The organism is Amycolatopsis pretoriensis, from assembly GCF_900107925.1.
GTDB lineage: Bacteria > Actinomycetota > Actinomycetes > Mycobacteriales > Pseudonocardiaceae > Amycolatopsis > Amycolatopsis pretoriensis.
Genome location: NZ_FNUJ01000013.1, coordinates 217,300 through 234,042 on the forward strand (window position 1 = coordinate 217,300; position 16,743 = coordinate 234,042).

Genomic DNA, 16,743 nt, shown 5'->3' on the forward strand with positions numbered 1-16,743 from the left:
CAGTTCGGACTTCGATCCGAGCTGGGGTTTTTGCGTTGCGCCGGCCGTGGCAACCCTCACGACCGGATGGCTCAGCGTGCGAGCCGCCGAATGCCGGTGCACCGTGTTCTGGTGGCACGTTCAGGACCGAAGCTCAGGCGCAAGAAGAAACTGCGGTACGAGGACATCACCGTCGTCGACCGGTCGTTGCTCAAGCGCGCGGTGGGGGCCGCGGCGCTCGGCAACGCCATGGAATGGTTCGACTTCGGCGTCTACGCCTACATCGCCGACACCATCGCCGAGGTCTTCTTCCCGGCCAGCGTCGCCCCCGGCGTGCGGCTGATCGGGACGTTCGGGGCCTTCACCGCCGCGTTCCTCATGCGCCCGCTCGGCGGGCTGGTCTTCGGACCGCTCGGCGACCGGATCGGCCGGCAGAAGGTCCTCGCCGTCACGATGATCATGATGGCCATCGGGACCCTCTGCATCGGACTGATCCCGTCCTACTCGAGCATCGGCGTCTGGTCGCCGATCCTGCTCGTCGTCGCGCGCATGGTGCAGGGCTTCTCCACCGGCGGCGAATACGGCGGCGCGACGACCTTCATCGCCGAGTACTCACCCGACAAACGGCGCGGGTTCATGGGGTCCTGGCTCGAGTTCGGGACGCTGTCCGGGTACGTGCTCGGCGCGTCCGTCGTCACCGGGATGAAGGCGTGGGTCCCCCACGAGACGCTGCTCGACTGGGGCTGGCGGATCCCGTTCCTGGTCGCCGGGCCGCTCGGGATCATCGGCCTCTACCTGCGGCTGAAGCTCGAGGAGACCCCCGCGTTCCAGAAGCACGCCGAAGAAGCGGAGAAGCGCGGCCGGTCCGGCGAGCCGTTCTGGAAGATGTTCACCGAGTACTGGCCCGCACTGCTCATCTGCGTCGGCCTGGTGCTCGTGTTCAACGTCACCGACTACATGCTGCTGTCGTACATGCCGACGTACCTGTCCGAGCAGCTGCACCTCGACGCCACCCACGGCCTGCTGCTGATCATCGTCGTCATGGTCGTGATGATGCTGATCATCCTCGTCGGCGGGCGGATCACCGACCTCGTCGGCCGCAAACCCGTCATGATGGCAGGCTGCATCGGGTTCGTCGTCTTCTCGTGGCCGCTGATGCTGCTGGTGCACGACGGCGGCCTCGTCCTCACCTTCCTCGGCCTGATGGGCCTCGGGCTGCTGTTGCTCTGCTTCGAGGTGTCGATGCCCGCAGCCTTGCCGGCGCTCTTCCCGACGGCCATCCGCTACGGCGCGCTGTCGATCGCGTTCAACGTCTCGGTGTCGCTCTTCGGCGGCACGACGCCGCTGGTGATGCAGGCACTGATCTCCTCGACCAAGCACGACTTCTGGCCGGCCTGGTACCTGATGGCGGCCGGCGTGGTCGGCGCCGTCGCGGTGTACTTCAGCCGCGAGACGGCGAACCAGCCGCTGTGGGGCTCGGGCCCGTCGGTCGCGACGGAAGCCGAGGCACGGGAGCTGGTGCGCGGCTCGGGCTAGTTGGCCGCCGTCCGCCACTCGTCCCAGGACAGCTGCCAGACGCTCCAGCCGTCGGTCGGCTCGAGCTTCGGGCCGCCGCTGTTCTGGACGGTGACGACGTCGCCCTTCTTGGACGTGTCCATCAGCCACTTCGTGTTCTCGGTCGAAAGGTTGAGGCAGCCGTGGCTGACGTTGCTGCGGCCCTGCTGCCGCACCGACCACGGCGCGGAGTGGTAGAAGATGCCGCTGTAGGACAGGCGCACCGCGTACTGCACGAAGGTGCTGTACCCGCCGGGCGAGTCCTCGGGGACGCCGTAGGTGGCGGAGTTCATGGTGTAGCCGTTGTGCTCGCTCATGACGGTGTAGGTGCCGGCCGGGGTGTTGTGGCCGGGCTTGCCCATGGAGGTCGGCATGGTCTTGACCTCCTTGTCGTTGATCGTGACCGTCATCTGGTGGGTCTGGCCGTCCGCGACCGCGACGAGCTTGTCGCCGACCGCGGCGGTGATCGTCTTGTCCTCGCGGCCGTAGCTGCCCTTGCCGAGCGCCTTGCCGTAGACGGCGGCGTCGACCTTGATCTTGGTGCCGCTCTTCCAGTAGTCCTTCGGCCGCCAGGTCACCTGCTTGTCACCGGACCAGCGGAAGGCGCCCTCGGTGGCCGGCTCGGCGGTGACCTTGAGCGCCTTCTCGGCGGCGGCCCGGTCCCCGACGTTCCCGCTGAAGGTGAAGATCAGCGGCATCCCGACGCCGACGGTCTCGCCCTCGTCGAGGTTCACCGAGACACCGACCTGGCGCGCGGGCTTGACGGTGGTGAACGACGACTCCTGCGTCACGGGCTTGCCGTCGGTGCCGGTGGCGGTCGCGGTCAGCTTGTAGGCCTTGTTGTAGCCGAGCGGCTCGGCGGAGTCCCACCCGGAGCCGTCAGCACGCGCTTTCCCGGCGACGACCTTGCCATCGGTCCCGGTCAGCTTCACGTCACCGACCTTCCCATCGGCAACGGTCACGCTGACGGGCTCCCCGGGCGCGACGTCCTTGGCATCCTTGGCGGGGGTCAGGGTGAGCGCGGCCGGCTTCACGGGGGCGGGCGCTTTGCTCGGCGACGACGTCGGCGCCGGCGGTTCACTCGAAGGAGTACTGCTGCAGCCGGCCACCGTGAGGCCGATCACCCCCGCGGCCACGAGCCGCCACACCCCCGAAGTCGCCATGCGCACCTGCCTGTTTCGCCGTCGATGTCCGACTACAGTGTGCCCGACCAGCCCGGACCCCGGTGCGGCAACGTCCGAACCCGGGTTGGGGCCCCCCCGTGAAAGGGGGCCTGAACCGGGTGCTAATCTTTTCCACGTCGCCGAGGGAAACCTCCGGCAGACACCGGCGCCATTAGCTCAATTGGCAGAGCAGCTGGCTCTTAACCAGCGGGTTCGGGGTTCGAGTCCCTGATGGCGCACCCTCCACCACCCCAGGTTGAAGATCTCTTCAACCTGGGGGTTTGTGGTTTCCGGAATCTTTTCGCCCACTTGCTCACTGTCCACTGTGGTCTCTTGCGAGCCCGAGGGGAGCCCGAGAGCGTCGGCGAGCGGTTTTCGCGGGATCGCACCCGCCAGCTTGCGGGCCGCGTCGTCCAGAACTTCCTTCCCGACGTTCGTGTACAGGTCCATCGTGACCTTGATCGACGAGTGCCGGAGCATGTGCTGGATCACCTTGATGTCCACCCCTGCCGCCAAGGCCAGCGTCGCGGCGCCGTGGCGGAGACCGTGCAGAGTGATCGGGGGCCAAGTCGGCCAGCTTGATCAGCCGAGCGAACTCGTCGGCCACGTCGGCGGGATGTAGCGGGCCGCCGTCCGACCTGGTGAAGATCAGATCATGATCGGGCCAGGCGTCACCGAACTCGGCCTTGGCCGCATCCTGCAAGGCCAGGTGAACCCGAAGGATCAAGACCGTGTTCGGGTCGATCGGCACGAGCCCCTCCGAGGACGGAGTCTTGGGCTCGCCCTGCCCCGTCTCCCAGCCGTGCTGAACGATCTGGTTGGCCACCTTGATGCCCCCCGCCTCGAGATAAGTGTCCGAACGGCGCTGTCCGCAGGCCTCACCCCGCCGCAGACCCGTGTGGGCAATCAGGTGGAACAGTGGATAGAGCGGGTGGTTGATCGCGAAGTCCAGGAACTGTCCGGTCTGCTCACCGTCCCACACCATCACCGGATACGGCACCTTCCCAGTGCGGCGCCACAACGCGACCCGCTCCGGAGTCCACAGCTTCGGCGTCGGCCGAACCGCCCGCGGCAGCTGGACAAGCTTCGCCAAGTTGTGCGTCAGCAGGCCCTGGTCGACATACGGCCGCAGGATGGCCCGTAACGACTCCTTGATTCGGTGCAACGACGCCGGCCCGACCGGACGTACCCGAGGAGCTGGCCGGGCTGCCGGCCGAAGTCACGGTGCTGGCTTGCGACGTCGCCGACGAGCAGACGCTCGGTGCGGCGGTGGAAGGCGTCACGAGCTGGCACCGGCTCGCCGGTGTCGTCCACGCGGCGGGCGTCTTCGACGACGGCATCGTGGAAGCCTTGGAGCCGGCCGGCTCGCCGCCGTGCTCGAGCCCAAGGTGGCCGGTAGCCGGCACCGGCACCACTTGACCGAGCACCTCGACCTGCGGTTGTTCGTGCTGTTCTCGTCGGCGGCGGCGACGTTCGGCAACGCCGGGCAAGTCAGCTACGCGGCGGCCAACGCGTACCTGGACGCCTTGGCCCAGCACCGGCACGCACGAGGGCTGCCTGCGACGGCGCTCGACTGGGACTGTGGAAGGAGCGCAGCGCGATGACGACCGCAGCTTTGGGCCCCAGCCTCGCCACGGAGGAAGCGCTGGCGTCGTGCGACCGGTCGTGGCGATCCTCCCGCCCGGTGCTCGTCCCGGCCCGGCCTGACCTGCGCCGCTCGGGCGAGGTCGCCCCTGCTGCGTGACCTGGTCCGCGCCCCACGACGGCGCGCGGCGGGACCGGCCGGCCCCACGGAATTCCAGGCCGACCGGCTGGCGGCGTTGCCCGCGGCGGAGCGCCAAGAGAGCTGGTCGCGCTCGTACGCGCGCAGGTTTGCGGCCGTGCTCGGGCACGACGGTGGCAACCAGGTCGCCCTCGACCGCTCGTTCCGCGAGCTGGGTTGGACTCGTTGACGGCGGTGGGCTGCGCAACCGGCTCAACGCGGCCACCAGGCTGCGGATCCCGGCGACGCTGGCCTTTGACCACCCGACCCCGACGGCACTCGCCGGGTTCCTGGCGGCCGAACTCGTCCCGGCGGACCCGTACTAGGAGGCCAGCGAGCTGGTGCGGGCGATCCCGGTGGCCCGCCTGCGGGCGGCGGGCCTGCTGGACGCGCTGCTCGAGCTGGGTCGCGCGGTCACCGACCAGGTGCCGGAACCGGCCGCCCCGGCGGCCGACATCTCGTGCATGACCGCGGCCGACCTGGTCCGCATGGCCGTGACGGCCCCGGGAGCCGTAGTGGAAACGACGTGGATCCATGATCATCGGTACTGCTCTGACGAACTCGGAAAGTCATCTCTCGAGGAGGGTATGATCCCCGGATCGGGAACCCGTTCATGAGGGGGTTCGCGGCAAGCCGGAGTAGCGGCGTTCGAGGCTCTCGTAGCGGTCCTCGTAGCGGTGATCGAGGTCCTCAAGTACCACTGTCTCTCGAAGCAACCGACCCGGGTCCACCGAAACCACAGAGTCGCGCTCACGGCGCATGATGGATCCATGCACGACGACAACGGGTTCGAACCCGATGAGCAACCGGCCAGCCGCGAGGAGATCGTGGCTGCGTACGTCCGGCGGTCCAAGCGCAAGAAGAATGTCGCGATCCGCAAGGCCTTCGTCCAGCAGGGCGGCCGCGGGCGCCTCGCGAGACCCGGCCCGCTGGCCAAGTTGGTCCGCAACAGCGACCACACCGCGCTCAACGCCTACGTGTTCGCCCGGATGCTGGGCAGCAGCGACCCGTGGGACGTCCAGCTCGACTCGGGTGTGTGGGTGCTGGCGCTCAACCTGCAGGACAAGACGCCGACCGCGGCCAAAGGCCTCGTGTCCAAGGCGCTGCGCCGGCTGGAGGACGACAAGCTGATCACCCGGTCGCGCGCCGGGCGAAAGAGTGTCGTCTACCCCCTACACGAATCGGGGAACGGCGATCCGTACACCGAGATCTCCGGCGAGGGCGACGACCCGTACCTGCAGCTCCCCCTCACGTACTGGACCCACGACTGGCACCGCAAGCTCACGCTCCCCGCCTTGGCGATGCTGCTGATCGCACTGGACGGGAAGCGCGAGTTCTGGCTCCCGGCTGAGGACGCGGCCAAGTGGTACGGCATTTCGGCCTCCACGGCTAACCGCGGCTACGGCGAGCTGGAAGCGCACGGCCTGCTCGCCTCCCGGTATCGCAAGGTCCGGAACGACCTGTCCGCCGACGGCCTGGATCGCAGGCTGATGCGGCGCCTCATCGGCGACTTCGCCAAGCCGGCGAAGAAGCCCGAACTCGAGAAGGTCGCCGCCGCCGAGGGTGACCTGCCGACGGTGCCGCACCTGCGCGCAGTGTAGTCCGTCGCGTCCGGCTTTTTAACTGTGCTGCCCGGTTTCTGCGCACCAGCTGAGTTCAGAAACCGACCCGTCCCGCGGGTCCAGGCACCAGGAGGGCCACCGTGGCCAAGCACGACAACAGTATCCCGGGTCGACGACGGCCGCTTCGCCCTCGGCCTCACCCTCGCCCGAAAGTGAGCGGGCCGCGTTCGGTGGTCGCGAAGATCGCCGGCAACATCCTCGCGCGGATCATCGCCGAGTGGCTGAAGGATCTGCTCGGCGATCTGTGGAACAAGCTCGACTGGCTGTGGGACGAGTTCGGCCGGTTCTTCTGACCGGCTAACAACGCCCTGCCCGCGTGCCGAGCACGCGGGCAGGGCGTTGTTAGCGCGTCGATTAGCCGTGATCGAGAGATGGGTGGTCCGCGGATGCCGCCCGCTTCAGCGACGCTCGATCCGCACCCAGGCTTGTTCGATCGGCTCCAGCTTAGGGTTGCCCGCCCCGAAGGTCTCGATCGCCCGGTGGTGCAAGTCGGTCACCGTACGGGCCGCGGCTTCGCTGTTGCCCTTCTCGTGCTCGGCGGCGGCCAGGCGCAGGGTTTCCGTGATCTCGGCTTCGGTCAGGAAGTCGCCTCGCCGCCGAGCGCGGAACGGCCGGACGGAAGCCGGGCGGACCCGGGCCGGCGCTTCTGGCGGGCGGACGGCGGCCGGGGTGCGGTACGGGATCGTCACGTCAGGCCGAGACACAGGATTGGGCTCGGGCGCACCGAGCACCGGAAGATGCGGCCGCAGGACCGCCAGCAGCTCCGCGATACCGGGCCGGTCCTCGACGTTCTTCTCCAGCAGCGCGAGGGTGAGCTCCTCGAACTCCGGAAGGACGCCGACAGCGAACCGCGACGGCGGCTCCGGCCGGTCCTCCAGGTGCTGTTTCTCCAATGTTTTTCCACCATCCCCGACGAACGGAGGCCGGTCGGAGAGCAAGTAGTAGAACACGCACCCCAGGCTGTACAGGTCGGACTGCGTGACCAGCTCGCCACCCCGGAATCGCTCCGGCGCCGCGTAGGCGTCGGTCCCGACGAAGTTCCTCGTGTACCGCGAGGTGTCGGTGTTGCGGGGCAACGCGATCCCGAAGTCGATCACGTAGACCGCGCCGTTCTCGCCGACCAGCAGGTTGTCGGGCTTGAGGTCGCGGTGCACGATTTCCTGGGCGTGACAGGCGGACAGCGCGTCCGCCACGGACGTGCCGATCGCCGCGAACTCGGCCGGTCGAGGTACGACAGCCTGGCGGTACTGGCCCAGCTTCGATCCGTGGATGTAGGTCATCACCAGGTACGGGACGGAACCGTGCTCTCCCACGCAGACCACCGCGGGGATGTTCCGGTGCTCGAGCTTGCCCAGGAGCCGCCCCTCCCGGGCGAACCTCCCCATGACCCGGCGCCGGGCCTCGGGGTCCAGCTCGGCCGTCACCGGCAGCTGCGGGACCTTGACGATCACGCGCTTGCGGGACTCGAGGTCGAGTGCGAGGAAAGCCAGCCCCATTCCGCCTTCGCCCGCCGGCCGCTCCACCTGGAACCGCTGGCCGAGAACCGCGCCGGGCATCAGCGCGGCACCCGTTCCGTCCGTCGTACTCGTCACGGCGCGAAGGCTATCCCACGGGTTATTGCGCCCCCCGCCGCCTCTCGGTTCTTCCCGCGATTAAGATTCGCCGCGGCCGCGATTTCGAAACGGGAGGGGAAACGGGAGACGTGCCAAATACTGGACAGATTGTGCGCGTCAGCCCGACCGACATCGGCTCCACGGGCTGCCCTCGGGCGCTGGCGCGCAAGGTGCGGCAGCACACGGTTCGTCAGGCGGCGACGGCCCTGACCGACTTCACCCTGGGCCCGCTCATGGCCGCCGTGGACCGCGCCGAATTCGACGGCCGGACCGACGACGACGTCGTCGAAGAGCTGGTCCGGACCCGGGGAATATTCGGACGCGACCGGCCGCCGGCGCACGACGGGCTGCTCCGGTGGTCGATCGAAGCGTTCCGGAACTACCGCGCCGCATGGCGGGCCCACCAGGACACCGTCGACGGCCCGTGCCCCGTCCCGGTCCGGGCGCCGTGGACGATCTCGCACGAGCAGGACCCGGTGGACCACCGCGGCGTGCACCGGTACGACCAGACCTGCTGGGGGCGCCGGTACCGGTCCGAAGACGGCACCCACCGGGAAATCTGGCTGCTGGGCCTGACCGCACCGGCGGCGAAGCCCGGAATCGTCACGGCGGCGGCCGCCCACGTCGCCGCGTTCGGCAGCTCGGAAATCGCGGACCGGGTGCGGGTAGTCCTGTTCGGGGCCACGTCCCCGATCGCCGGTCCGGTGCGGGAATGGACGTCCGAACAGATCCGCGCACAGGCCGGGGAGACCGTCGCCCCGAGGCTCCTCGAAATCGTCGACGGGACCGCGCGGCACCCGGGCCGCGACTGCGCTTCCTGCATCGAAAGCCCTTCCTGTGCGACACTTCCCGCAGCCGACCTCCTTCCCGGAGTCGCGGCGGTACCCGGGCCGCGGCGGACCGTCTCGGTCACCGATCTGCGGTACCACCGCGACTGCCCGGCGCGCTATCACCTGCGCCGGCAACTGCACCTCCGCGACACCGGGCTCGCCGAGAGCCCGCCGGTCATGATCGGCCGCGCGGTGGACGCGACCTTGCGGGACCGGCACACCGGCCGCCCGCGCCGCTGCCGTCCCGGCGATCCGGTGGGCGAGGAGCTCGCCGCGCTCCCGGCGGAGGACCGGCGGACCGCGCGGGCGATGCTGGCCCAGCACACGACGCTCTGCCCGTTCCCGGACGTCGACGAGGTGCGGGCCGAGCGCCACCGGTTCGTCGTCGCGCGCGACTCCCGGCTGGACGTGGTTTTCGGCGGCACACCCGACCTGCTCTACCGGCGGGCCGGCGGCTGGGTGTGGCGGGAGACCAAGACGTCGGGACACAGGGTGCGGCGCGACCGGCCATTGCTGCGACAGTTCCCTCAGCTGGCGCTGGCGGTCCTGATCCTGTCCGCCGGCGCTGCGAAGCGCACGGCCGTCGCACCCCGGATCGAGCTTGAACACCTCCGAGCCGACGGATGTGCCCTCGAAGAGCTGGACCCCGGGGCCCCGGTGGTCCTGGCCGAGGCCCGGGAAGTCATCGGCGAGCTGGTGGGCCCGCTGCTGCGTGACACGGCTTGCGCGCCGGCTCCGGGCCGCGACTGCGCGGAGTGCGAGGTACGCCGATGGTGCACAGCCGGTGCCGAGTACCTCGCCACGGTCCGGCGGCCCGCCCCGTGATGGCCGGTGACGAGGACGAGCAACTGCTCGGCGCGGTCGCGAGCGCGCTGCTGACCCTCGAAGAACTGCGTGACCTGACCGCCTTCCGGATGCCCTATCCGGCGCCGGTCCAGGGTGTCCTGGACCGGCTGGCCCTGCACTGCCTGCGCCGGGGCGCGCACCCGTCGTCGTCCGTGCCCGGCCTGGTCCGCTGGGGCTACGAACGCCCGCTGGGCGCCTGGCCCCTGGTGCTTCCCGCCGCCGGCTACTCCCCGGACGACCTGCTGCTCGACGAAGACTCGGGCGCACCGACCGCGCTCTGCCACGAGATCGCGCTCTGCGCGGAAGTCCCGAATCCGTTTCTGGAGGTGTCCCGCCGAATGGCGGCGATGGCGGCGTTCGCCTCCGAACGCAACCGGGCTTCGACGTACCGCGCGATGCGAGATCTGCTGACCACGTACCAGGTCCTCGGCAACGACCGGTACAACGAGGTGCGATTCGGCGCCAGGATCGGCCCACTGGACGACTTCCTGGGCGAGTTCTTCGTGCCGATCGGTCCCGGTTACGACGTGGGTGGCGAGATCCACGCGTGCGCCGGCTGCGGTGGTCCGTTGCTGGCAACCGGGGAAAACGCCTGGTGGTGCGAACGGGACGAGTGCCGGGCCGCGGGGGTCGTGGTGCCGGGCGAGCGCTGGGATCACGAAGACCAGGTGAAAGTGCAGGGAGATCGCCGGCACCGACAGTTCGTCGCCGGTCCCGGGCGGGTGGTCCGGCACTTCGCCACCGCGCTGGAGCAGTCCGGGGCGGCTGTCGAGTGCTGGCCGCTCACCGGTCCGGGTGAGCTGCGGGTGACCGTGCCCGAGGGGCGAGCCCGCACGGTGAAGATCGTCGACTGGCACAACCCCGCCCTGCTTGGCCGGGCGATCGCCGCGTCGGTGGGCGGTTCCGGCACCGACGCCGTGTGCTGGGTCGTGGCCCGGTACCGGACCGGCGCCGACCCGGCCTACCTGCGGGTCGCCGAGGAGCACGCGAACTCGCCGATGCTCTTTTCCGAGGACGGGTTCCTCGACCTGATCCGGCACGAGGTGACCGGCGATGCGTAGCAAGAAGTGGTACGCCGAACTCACCGAGGAAGTCAGCCGGTCCGGCGAGACTCTGCCCCTCGACGTACTCTGCCCGGTGGAGCTGGGCTTGACCCTGTTGTCGCGGCTCGACGACACCCAGCCGCCGACGTCGGTCTGGCCGCTGCTGGGCGGATACCCGTTCGCCGAGGCGAGCGGCCTGGCGAGTGACCCGGTCCGGAACCGGATGATCACCTGCGTCCGGCACCGCCTCTGGCCGCTGCGCCGACCCGAAGCCTGGCTCGAGGCACTGCGCGACTACCGGGACGTGCGTGGCGACCTGTGCGCCTTCCGGATCGCGGAAGACCTCAAGTCGTTCGTTTGGACCGGGACGACCTCCCTCGAGAAGCGGTTCGCGGTGTATGAGCGGGCCCTGGTCACCCTCCCGGACTTCGTCGACGCCGAGGTCACCCCGGCCGCCGCGGGCCCCCACTTCTACTTCGACCGCGACCAGCGCGTCGAGGTGGAGATCCCCGACGACATCGCGGACCGGGCCCGTGACCTGCCGGGACACGATCTCGTCACCCGCACGGTGACGAACGGCGCGCCCCGGGACATCACCTGGGCGGCGCTCGGGGAAACCGCGGCGTGGATGGACGCCTCCGCGGTCGCGGGCGAGCGTACGAACTGGCAAGCCAGTATCGCGTCGACGCGGCTGCTCGTCCGGGACGTCCACGGGCACGACTTCGTGGACGGTGACCGGCTGCGGCTCGACGGGCTCCTCCACGCCGTCGGGGTCGTCGGCGTCGGCAAGAGCACCCTCATGAAGGTGCTCGCGGTCTGGGCCGCGCGCCAGGACGAACCGCTGCGGATCACGCTCGTCGTCGGGGACGTCGCCGAGCAGCTCGCGATCGCGCGGGAACTACGGCACTTCCTCGGTGACCGGATGGTGGTGCCGATCATCGGATCGGCCAACCGCGAGCAGCACGTCGAAGGGCTGCACCGCCGGCTCGCTGCGAACGGGCACGTGCGGCTGGCTGGCCACCACGAGGACGAGGGCTTCGCCGACCTCGGCACCCCGTGCCCGATCGATGCCCTGCGGGCGCCGGCCACGCCGGTGCGGGCGGTCGACGCCCCGTGCTCGAACCTGTACTCCGGCGGTGGCCGGGCCGGTGATCGGAAGCGCTGGAGCTGTCCGCTGTGGCACGAGTGCCCGCGGCACGAGAACGCGCGGGCCCAGGTGGACGCGCGCGTGTGGATCGCCACCATGGCGTCGCTGGTGGCGAGCCCGGTGCCCGGGCAGCTCGGCGGGGTGCGGCTGCGCCAGCTCGAGCTGGCCTGCCTGCGCAGCGATCTCATCGTCGTCGACGAGGCCGACCGGGTGATGATGAACCTGGACATGGTGTTCGCGCCGACGGCCACGCTCGTCTCCCGTGAGCCCCACTCCTGGCTGGACTCCCTGTCCACGCACAACATCCGTGAGCTCTCGCGGGCGGGGCGGCTCCAGCTGTCCGACCGCAACGTGCGGAACTGGGAGGTGGCCCTCTCCGTCGTGACCGGGGCCACGAACCAGCTCTATTCGATGCTGATCGCGGACGAGAAGCTGCGGGACTGGGTGGGTATCGAGTACTTCAACTCCTGGACGTTGCAAGGGAAGCTGCTTACCGAGCTGTACCGGACCGGAGCCGCCGAGCCCGACGACGAGCAGGACGAAGAAGCCCTGGTGGACGGGCCGGGAGTCCCCCGGACCGCTGCCGAAGCGGTGTTCGACCAGTTCCGGGACGATCCGCTGGGGGACAACGGGCCCTACGGAACGCCGACCGATCGGCTGACCCGGACGACCCAGGATCTGCTGCAGACCCTGAACCGGAAGGCCGTCGCGCGCCGGCTGGCCGCCGTCGTCGGCGAACTCCGCGTGCTCGGCACCCCGGACGAGCCGGGCCGAGTCGCCGAGGACGACCCGCTCGTGCGCAAGCTGGAGTTCGTCCTGCTGCTCTCGGCGCTGCACCACCGGCTGGACCGGCTAACCCGCCTCTGGCCGCTGGTCGAGGACGCGATGCGGCTGGAATCCACCGAGAACGAGCTGATGCGCCGGCCGCCGATGGACTACCTCCCGCTCGTACCCGAGTCGCCGATGGGCAACGTTCTGGGCTTCCAGTACGTCGTCGACGAGCGGGAGGGCGAGCGGGACGGCGTGACCGGCACCCTGCGCTTCTTCCGGTGCACCGGCGTCGGCCGGGAGCTCCTGCTGTCCCTGCCTTCGCTGGGAGCGGACCCCTCGACCGGCCGCGGCGGGCCGCACGTGCTGCTGCTTTCGGGCACCAGCTGGGCCGGCACCTCGACGCGCGCGCACGTCGTCACGCCGGTCGGCGCGGTCCTGCGGCCGTCGGACGAGGCCGAGCAGCGGGTCCGGGAGACCGTCTTCACGATGCGGTTCTTCCACGACGAGAGCGGAAACCCCATCAGCCTGTCCGGGCAGTCCTCGCGGATCCGGCCGACGCTGCTGCGCACGCTCGTCGACCGGCTCGGCAAGCCGGGGCCGAGCGGAATTTCGCCGCTGGAGGAAGAGATCCGGGCCGTCGGGGACCCGAACCGCCAGCGCGCACTGCTCCTCGTCGGGAACTATCAGGATGCCCGCGACGTCGCGAACCAGCTGAACAAGATGCCCGGCTGGCGGGGTCACGTCAAAGCACTGGTCCGGGACAGTGAGGACCTCGACGCAGCCCTCGCCGACGGGACCGACAACCTGGCCGGAACCGTCCGGCGTGGCAACGCGGGCCTGTTCGCCACCGACGCGATGGCCCGGGTCCTCGTCGCGCCGATGCTGGCCATCGAACGCGGGTACAACATCCTGAACCGGGACAACGACGCGGCGCTCGGCGTGGCGCTGTTGCTGACCCGGCCGCACCCGGTGCCCACCGACATCGGGCTGTCCGTGCTCGCCATCAACGACTGGGAAAGCCGCTACACGCGCGGCCTGCCGACCTCCGAAGACACCGAGGACACCGTGCCGGCGTCGTTCGCCGACCTGGTCACCGCCCACGGCTCACTCGACGCCGCCGGCCGGGCGTTCCGCGCGCTCGCCCGCAGCAAGTGGGGCCGCCTGCTGATCCGCAAGTACGCGTACTCGGTGCTGAGCGACGACGAACGACGCTCGTTCGCCTGGGATCAGCTGGTCGTGCTCTGGCAGGTGATCGGCAGGCTCGTCCGGGGCGGGGTCGCCGCCCGGGTCGTGTTCGTCGACGCGAAGTTCGCACCGGCGGCAGCCGAAGCACAGTCGCCGAACGCTTCGCAGCGCCCTCGGCGCAGAAAACGCGACAGCGCCCGGTCCAGCCTGCTCCACGGCATCCGGGACGCCCTGCGCCCGTACTTCGCCCCGCGGCCGGACGACGAGCCGGTCGCCCCCGCGGACGCCCGGCTCGCGGAACTGCTCTACGAACCCGTCTACCGGGCGTTGTGCCGGATGCTCGACGAAGCCGAGCCCATCGCGCTGGACGCCCCCGGCTCCCGGAGGACCTGACCATGGCGCCGCGCTACACGACGATCCGCCGGGCCGCCTACGAGCCGGCCGATGACGACCTCACAGCCGGCTTCCACACCCTAGAGTTCCCCGAAGCTCTCGCCACCCGGGTGCTCGACCTCGCCAACCTCGGCCGGACGGACCGGAACCGGCTGCAGGCACCGCCGACCTACCGGCTGGACTCCCTGCTCCAGGCGTTGGACGTGCGTCTCGGCGTGCTGCCCCGGCAGGTCGCGGCCGGCGAAGGTCCGCGGACGTGGCTGTACTGCCCGGCCGATGGACGTGAGCCACTGCCGGTGCCGATCCTGCAGCGCCTGCTGGAGTTCTGGATCGAGGACATCGGCCGGGAGCATCCGGAAGAGGCGAGCCGGGTGTGCGAGGCGTTGGACGACCACGCCCCCACCTGGTGGCGCCAGGAGGTGTCACTGGCGCGGTGCGACGTCAGCGGCGGCGGAACCGCACGGCCGACGAGCAACCAGTACCTGCTGACGACGCAGCACTTCGCCCGCCGGATCCAGGAAGCGGGGCCGTACGACTCCGGTGGCCAGGTGCTGCACTTCCGGCCCGTCGCGCGCCGAGCGCGTCAGCAGGGTGCGGAGCTGATGTCCCAGCCGCTCTTCCACGACGACGACCACGGCCGGTGGTGGTTCTCGGTCACGGTCGCCGTCACCCTCCACACCGTGCCGTTCCACTCGCGGCCGCGGGTGCACCTGCACTTCGGGGTACGCCGCTGGGCCACCCACCCCGCCCCGGACAGCGGACTGGTGCGGCTGGGCCACCGCCGCGACAGTGCCGTCTACCTGCGTCCGGTCACCGCCTGGCTGCCCGGCGTTCCCGTCAGCGACCGCTACAGCGTGGCGTACGTGACTCGCCGAGGAGACGAGCCCACGTGGCGGCACGGCGGTCCCGCCCGGCTCATGGCGAAGCTCGCGGGTGCCGCCAGGGCGTTTCCGGAGCCGGCGGACCTGCTCGGCGAACCCGAGCGCTGGTTCACCGGGGAACGCGGCGTCGACGCGCTGATCGCGTACAGCACGCCGATGGGCAAGCACGGCGTGGGCGCCGGCTTCATGTCCCACGAGCGGTCTCGCCTGGTCGAGTGGGCCGAAGCCGCTCTGCCGGGGCTGGCCCGGGTCCCCGATCTCGTCCGATCGGCCCTGACCGTGAACAAGCCCGCCAACGTCCGGCTGGGCGGCTCCGAGGTCAGGACGGCCGCCGCCAAGGTGGCGCTCCACCACTCCAGGCGTGCCTCGTTGGCCGGGCTGTACGCGGATTGGTCCGGTACGCCGGAGTTCACCGCGCGGCTGCTCTGGCGTACCGAGCAGACCCGCGACGAGGCGATCGTCGCACTCACCGAGGTGCTCGGCCTCGAGGGCGACGGTGGCGCCGGCGAGGTGAGCACCGAGGCCCACGAGCGCAGTGGCCGCGGGGAACCCGTGGTGCTCCGCTGGCGGACCCCGGAGCTGGCGGTGACACTGAGCTGCCTGCGCCTGGACAACGGACTGACGGACAGCCTGGGCGTGCCGTGGGAACCGGCCCGGGACCGGGCGGACCGCGCGGCCCGGGCGCTGGCCAAGCGCCGGGCCGACCTGGCCGAGTTCCTCGCCAAGAACGGCGCCGACACGGCGGTTCCGTCGGTCGCGCTGGTCGAGATCCACGGACGCACGGTCTTCCGCGGCCGGAACGATCCCAAGTTCGCGTTGCGGCTGGGCGCGGCCGACAGCGGGGTCGTCACCCAGTTCATCACGACGCCTTCTTCCTCGCGCGCGGAGAAGAAGCTGCCCGATGCGGCCGAGTCGTCCTGGGTGGACGCGCTGCGGCAGCTGGGCGCGACCGTGGTCCCTCGCACGGACATCCCCATCGGCCTGCCCGACGACGTCCAGTACCTCGCCGTCTGGATGGCGACGAAAGCCCGTGGTGCGACGGCCCGGTCGGCCAAGGGCAAGTTCCCGGTCGCCGTTTTGGTGCGCCCGGGTGCCGATGCTGCGGGCGAGGTCGTGGCCTGGGACGGCGAGGCGCTCGAAGGTCTGGGGGCGTGGATCGCCTACCCGCGTTACCTGGCCCGGCTGCCCGCGCTCGCCGCGGTCTCCGAGCACGACCTCGCCGACCTCGGTGAGAGTGACGAATCGGGATTCGACTGGCCGCGCACCCGCGACGAACAGCAGGCCGCCACGGAGGAGTTTCTGCACCGGGCGCTGTCCTCGGCCGAGGTCCGGGGCAAGCCGACCGTTCTCCTGGCCGACGCGCAGAACATCCGGCAGCACTGGACCTGGGTCCAGGACGGGGAGGTGCACCGGGACCTCATCCGCACGGGCGTCGCTCCCGCCGGGCGGCCGAATCCCTGGCTGCGGCTGGTCCGGGTGCGTACCGGCGATCGACGGGAGACCCCGCAGTGGTGGGGTCTGGCGGAAGGTGACGGCGTGAACGGGCTGCCTGCCAACCTGTGGGAAGTCCCCGAGCCAGCGGACGGCCGGGTCTTTTACAGCACCACCCCAAAGGCCTCCACCGCGCAACGGTCGGCGGTGGAGGCGCACAAGCTACAGCCTCGCGAGCTCCGCAAGGGCAAGCGGGCCGGCGAATCGACGATCGACGTCGACCGGCCCGCGTGGAATCCCGGGCTCGCCGAAATCGCGGTGCTCGCCTGTCACCCCGGTGCCGGCGACGAACCGCGGGCGCTGGCGATGGCAGTGCACCAGCTGAGGCAGGCGCCCGACTATCGCGACGCGCTCGGCAGGCCGCTGCCCCTGCACCTGGCCCGGAAGGCCCAGGAGTACATCCTGCCGATGCGCGATGCCGACGAGGACGACGAACCGGAGGAGCACAGCGGAAGCTGACGGG

12 protein-coding genes, 1 tRNA gene and 1 pseudogene are annotated in these 16,743 nt (G+C 70.4%); 12 read left to right on the forward strand and 2 right to left on the reverse strand.

All coding sequences use genetic code 11. The features are described 5' to 3' along the window. Nucleotides 1–90: 90 nt before the first annotated feature. The gene (gene proP, locus BLV96_RS43195) at nt 91–1,515 is read left to right on the forward strand and encodes a glycine betaine/L-proline transporter ProP (RefSeq protein ID WP_086678202.1); all 1,425 of its coding nucleotides are present in this window, start codon (nt 91–93) and stop codon (nt 1,513–1,515) included. On the opposite strand, the gene BLV96_RS43200 is transcribed toward proP, so the two are convergent. Next, the gene (locus tag BLV96_RS43200) at nt 1,512–2,696 is read right to left on the reverse strand and encodes an Ig-like domain-containing protein (protein ID WP_208608484.1); all 1,185 of its coding nucleotides are present in this window, start codon (nt 2,694–2,696) and stop codon (nt 1,512–1,514) included. The genes proP and BLV96_RS43200 overlap by 4 nt on opposite strands. 166 nt (nt 2,697–2,862) lie before the next feature. Between BLV96_RS43200 and BLV96_RS43205 the strand changes: the two genes are divergently transcribed. The 7 genes and pseudogenes from BLV96_RS43205 (at nt 2,863) to BLV96_RS50120 (ending at nt 6,373) form a co-directional block, all read left to right on the forward strand. After that, a tRNA-Lys gene (locus BLV96_RS43205) sits at nt 2,863–2,935 on the forward strand. Nucleotides 2,936–3,920: 985 nt separating this feature from the next. Continuing rightward, nucleotides 3,921–4,300, forward strand: a pseudogene (locus tag BLV96_RS51070) (ketoreductase domain-containing protein). Continuing rightward, on the forward strand, nt 4,297–4,440 hold the full coding sequence (locus BLV96_RS50115) for a hypothetical protein (protein ID WP_158104168.1): 144 nt from the start codon (nt 4,297–4,299) through the stop codon (nt 4,438–4,440). Before BLV96_RS51070 ends, BLV96_RS50115 begins: the two are co-directional and overlap by 4 nt. 152 nt (nt 4,441–4,592) lie before the next feature. Next, the gene (locus BLV96_RS49460) at nt 4,593–4,784 is read left to right on the forward strand and encodes an acyl carrier protein (RefSeq protein WP_143051114.1); all 192 of its coding nucleotides are present in this window, start codon (nt 4,593–4,595) and stop codon (nt 4,782–4,784) included. A gap of 15 nt (nt 4,785–4,799) precedes the next feature. After that, entirely contained in the window at nt 4,800–5,075 is a 276-nt protein-coding gene (locus BLV96_RS43225) for a hypothetical protein (protein WP_086678204.1), read from the forward strand. 153 nt (nt 5,076–5,228) lie between these two features. Further along, the gene (locus BLV96_RS43230; RefSeq protein WP_086678205.1) at nt 5,229–6,059 is read left to right on the forward strand and encodes a hypothetical protein; all 831 of its coding nucleotides are present in this window, start codon (nt 5,229–5,231) and stop codon (nt 6,057–6,059) included. 173 nt (nt 6,060–6,232) lie between these two features. Next, a complete protein-coding gene (locus BLV96_RS50120) occupies nt 6,233–6,373 on the forward strand; it encodes a hypothetical protein (RefSeq protein WP_158104169.1) in 141 nt (46 codons plus the stop codon). 105 nt (nt 6,374–6,478) lie between these two features. On the opposite strand, the gene BLV96_RS43235 is transcribed toward BLV96_RS50120, so the two are convergent. Further along, complete coding sequence (locus tag BLV96_RS43235; RefSeq protein WP_208608485.1) at nt 6,479–7,672, reverse strand: serine/threonine protein kinase; 1,194 nt, start codon at nt 7,670–7,672, stop codon at nt 6,479–6,481. A gap of 131 nt (nt 7,673–7,803) precedes the next feature. Between BLV96_RS43235 and BLV96_RS43240 the strand changes: the two genes are divergently transcribed. Genes BLV96_RS43240 through BLV96_RS43255 form a run of 4 tightly spaced genes read left to right on the forward strand, consistent with a single transcriptional unit; the run spans nt 7,804 to nt 16,739 of the window. Beyond that, a complete protein-coding gene (locus tag BLV96_RS43240; RefSeq protein WP_208608486.1) occupies nt 7,804–9,348 on the forward strand; it encodes a PD-(D/E)XK nuclease family protein in 1,545 nt (514 codons plus the stop codon). After that, nucleotides 9,348–10,430, forward strand: a complete 1,083-nt coding sequence (locus BLV96_RS43245; protein ID WP_086678207.1) for a pPIWI_RE_Y domain-containing protein — start codon at nt 9,348–9,350, stop codon at nt 10,428–10,430. Before BLV96_RS43240 ends, BLV96_RS43245 begins: the two co-directional genes overlap by 1 nt. Beyond that, nucleotides 10,423–13,908: a pPIWI_RE_Z domain-containing protein gene (locus BLV96_RS43250; protein ID WP_086678208.1), complete on the forward strand. Its 3,486-nt coding sequence runs from the start codon at nt 10,423–10,425 to the stop codon at nt 13,906–13,908. The genes BLV96_RS43245 and BLV96_RS43250 overlap by 8 nt, the downstream gene beginning before the upstream one ends. A 2-nt stretch (nt 13,909–13,910) precedes the next feature. Next, entirely contained in the window at nt 13,911–16,739 is a 2,829-nt protein-coding gene (locus tag BLV96_RS43255; protein ID WP_086678209.1) for a pPIWI_RE module domain-containing protein, read from the forward strand. The last annotated feature ends 4 nt before the right edge of the window (nt 16,740–16,743 follow it).

Excerpts from the sequence above, each read along its gene's own strand:
- proP (WP_086678202.1), top strand. The coding sequence starts at position 91 with ATGCCGGTGCACCGTGTTCTGGTGGCACGTTCAGGACCGAAGCTCAGG.
- BLV96_RS43200 (WP_208608484.1), bottom strand. The coding sequence starts at position 2,696 with ATGGCGACTTCGGGGGTGTGGCGGCTCGTGGCCGCGGGGGTGATCGGC.
- BLV96_RS50115 (WP_158104168.1), top strand. The coding sequence starts at position 4,297 with ATGACGACCGCAGCTTTGGGCCCCAGCCTCGCCACGGAGGAAGCGCTG.
- BLV96_RS43230 (WP_086678205.1), top strand. The coding sequence starts at position 5,229 with ATGCACGACGACAACGGGTTCGAACCCGATGAGCAACCGGCCAGCCGC.
- BLV96_RS43245 (WP_086678207.1), top strand. The coding sequence starts at position 9,348 with ATGGCCGGTGACGAGGACGAGCAACTGCTCGGCGCGGTCGCGAGCGCG.
- BLV96_RS43250 (WP_086678208.1), top strand. The coding sequence starts at position 10,423 with ATGCGTAGCAAGAAGTGGTACGCCGAACTCACCGAGGAAGTCAGCCGG.
- BLV96_RS43255 (WP_086678209.1), top strand. The coding sequence starts at position 13,911 with ATGGCGCCGCGCTACACGACGATCCGCCGGGCCGCCTACGAGCCGGCC.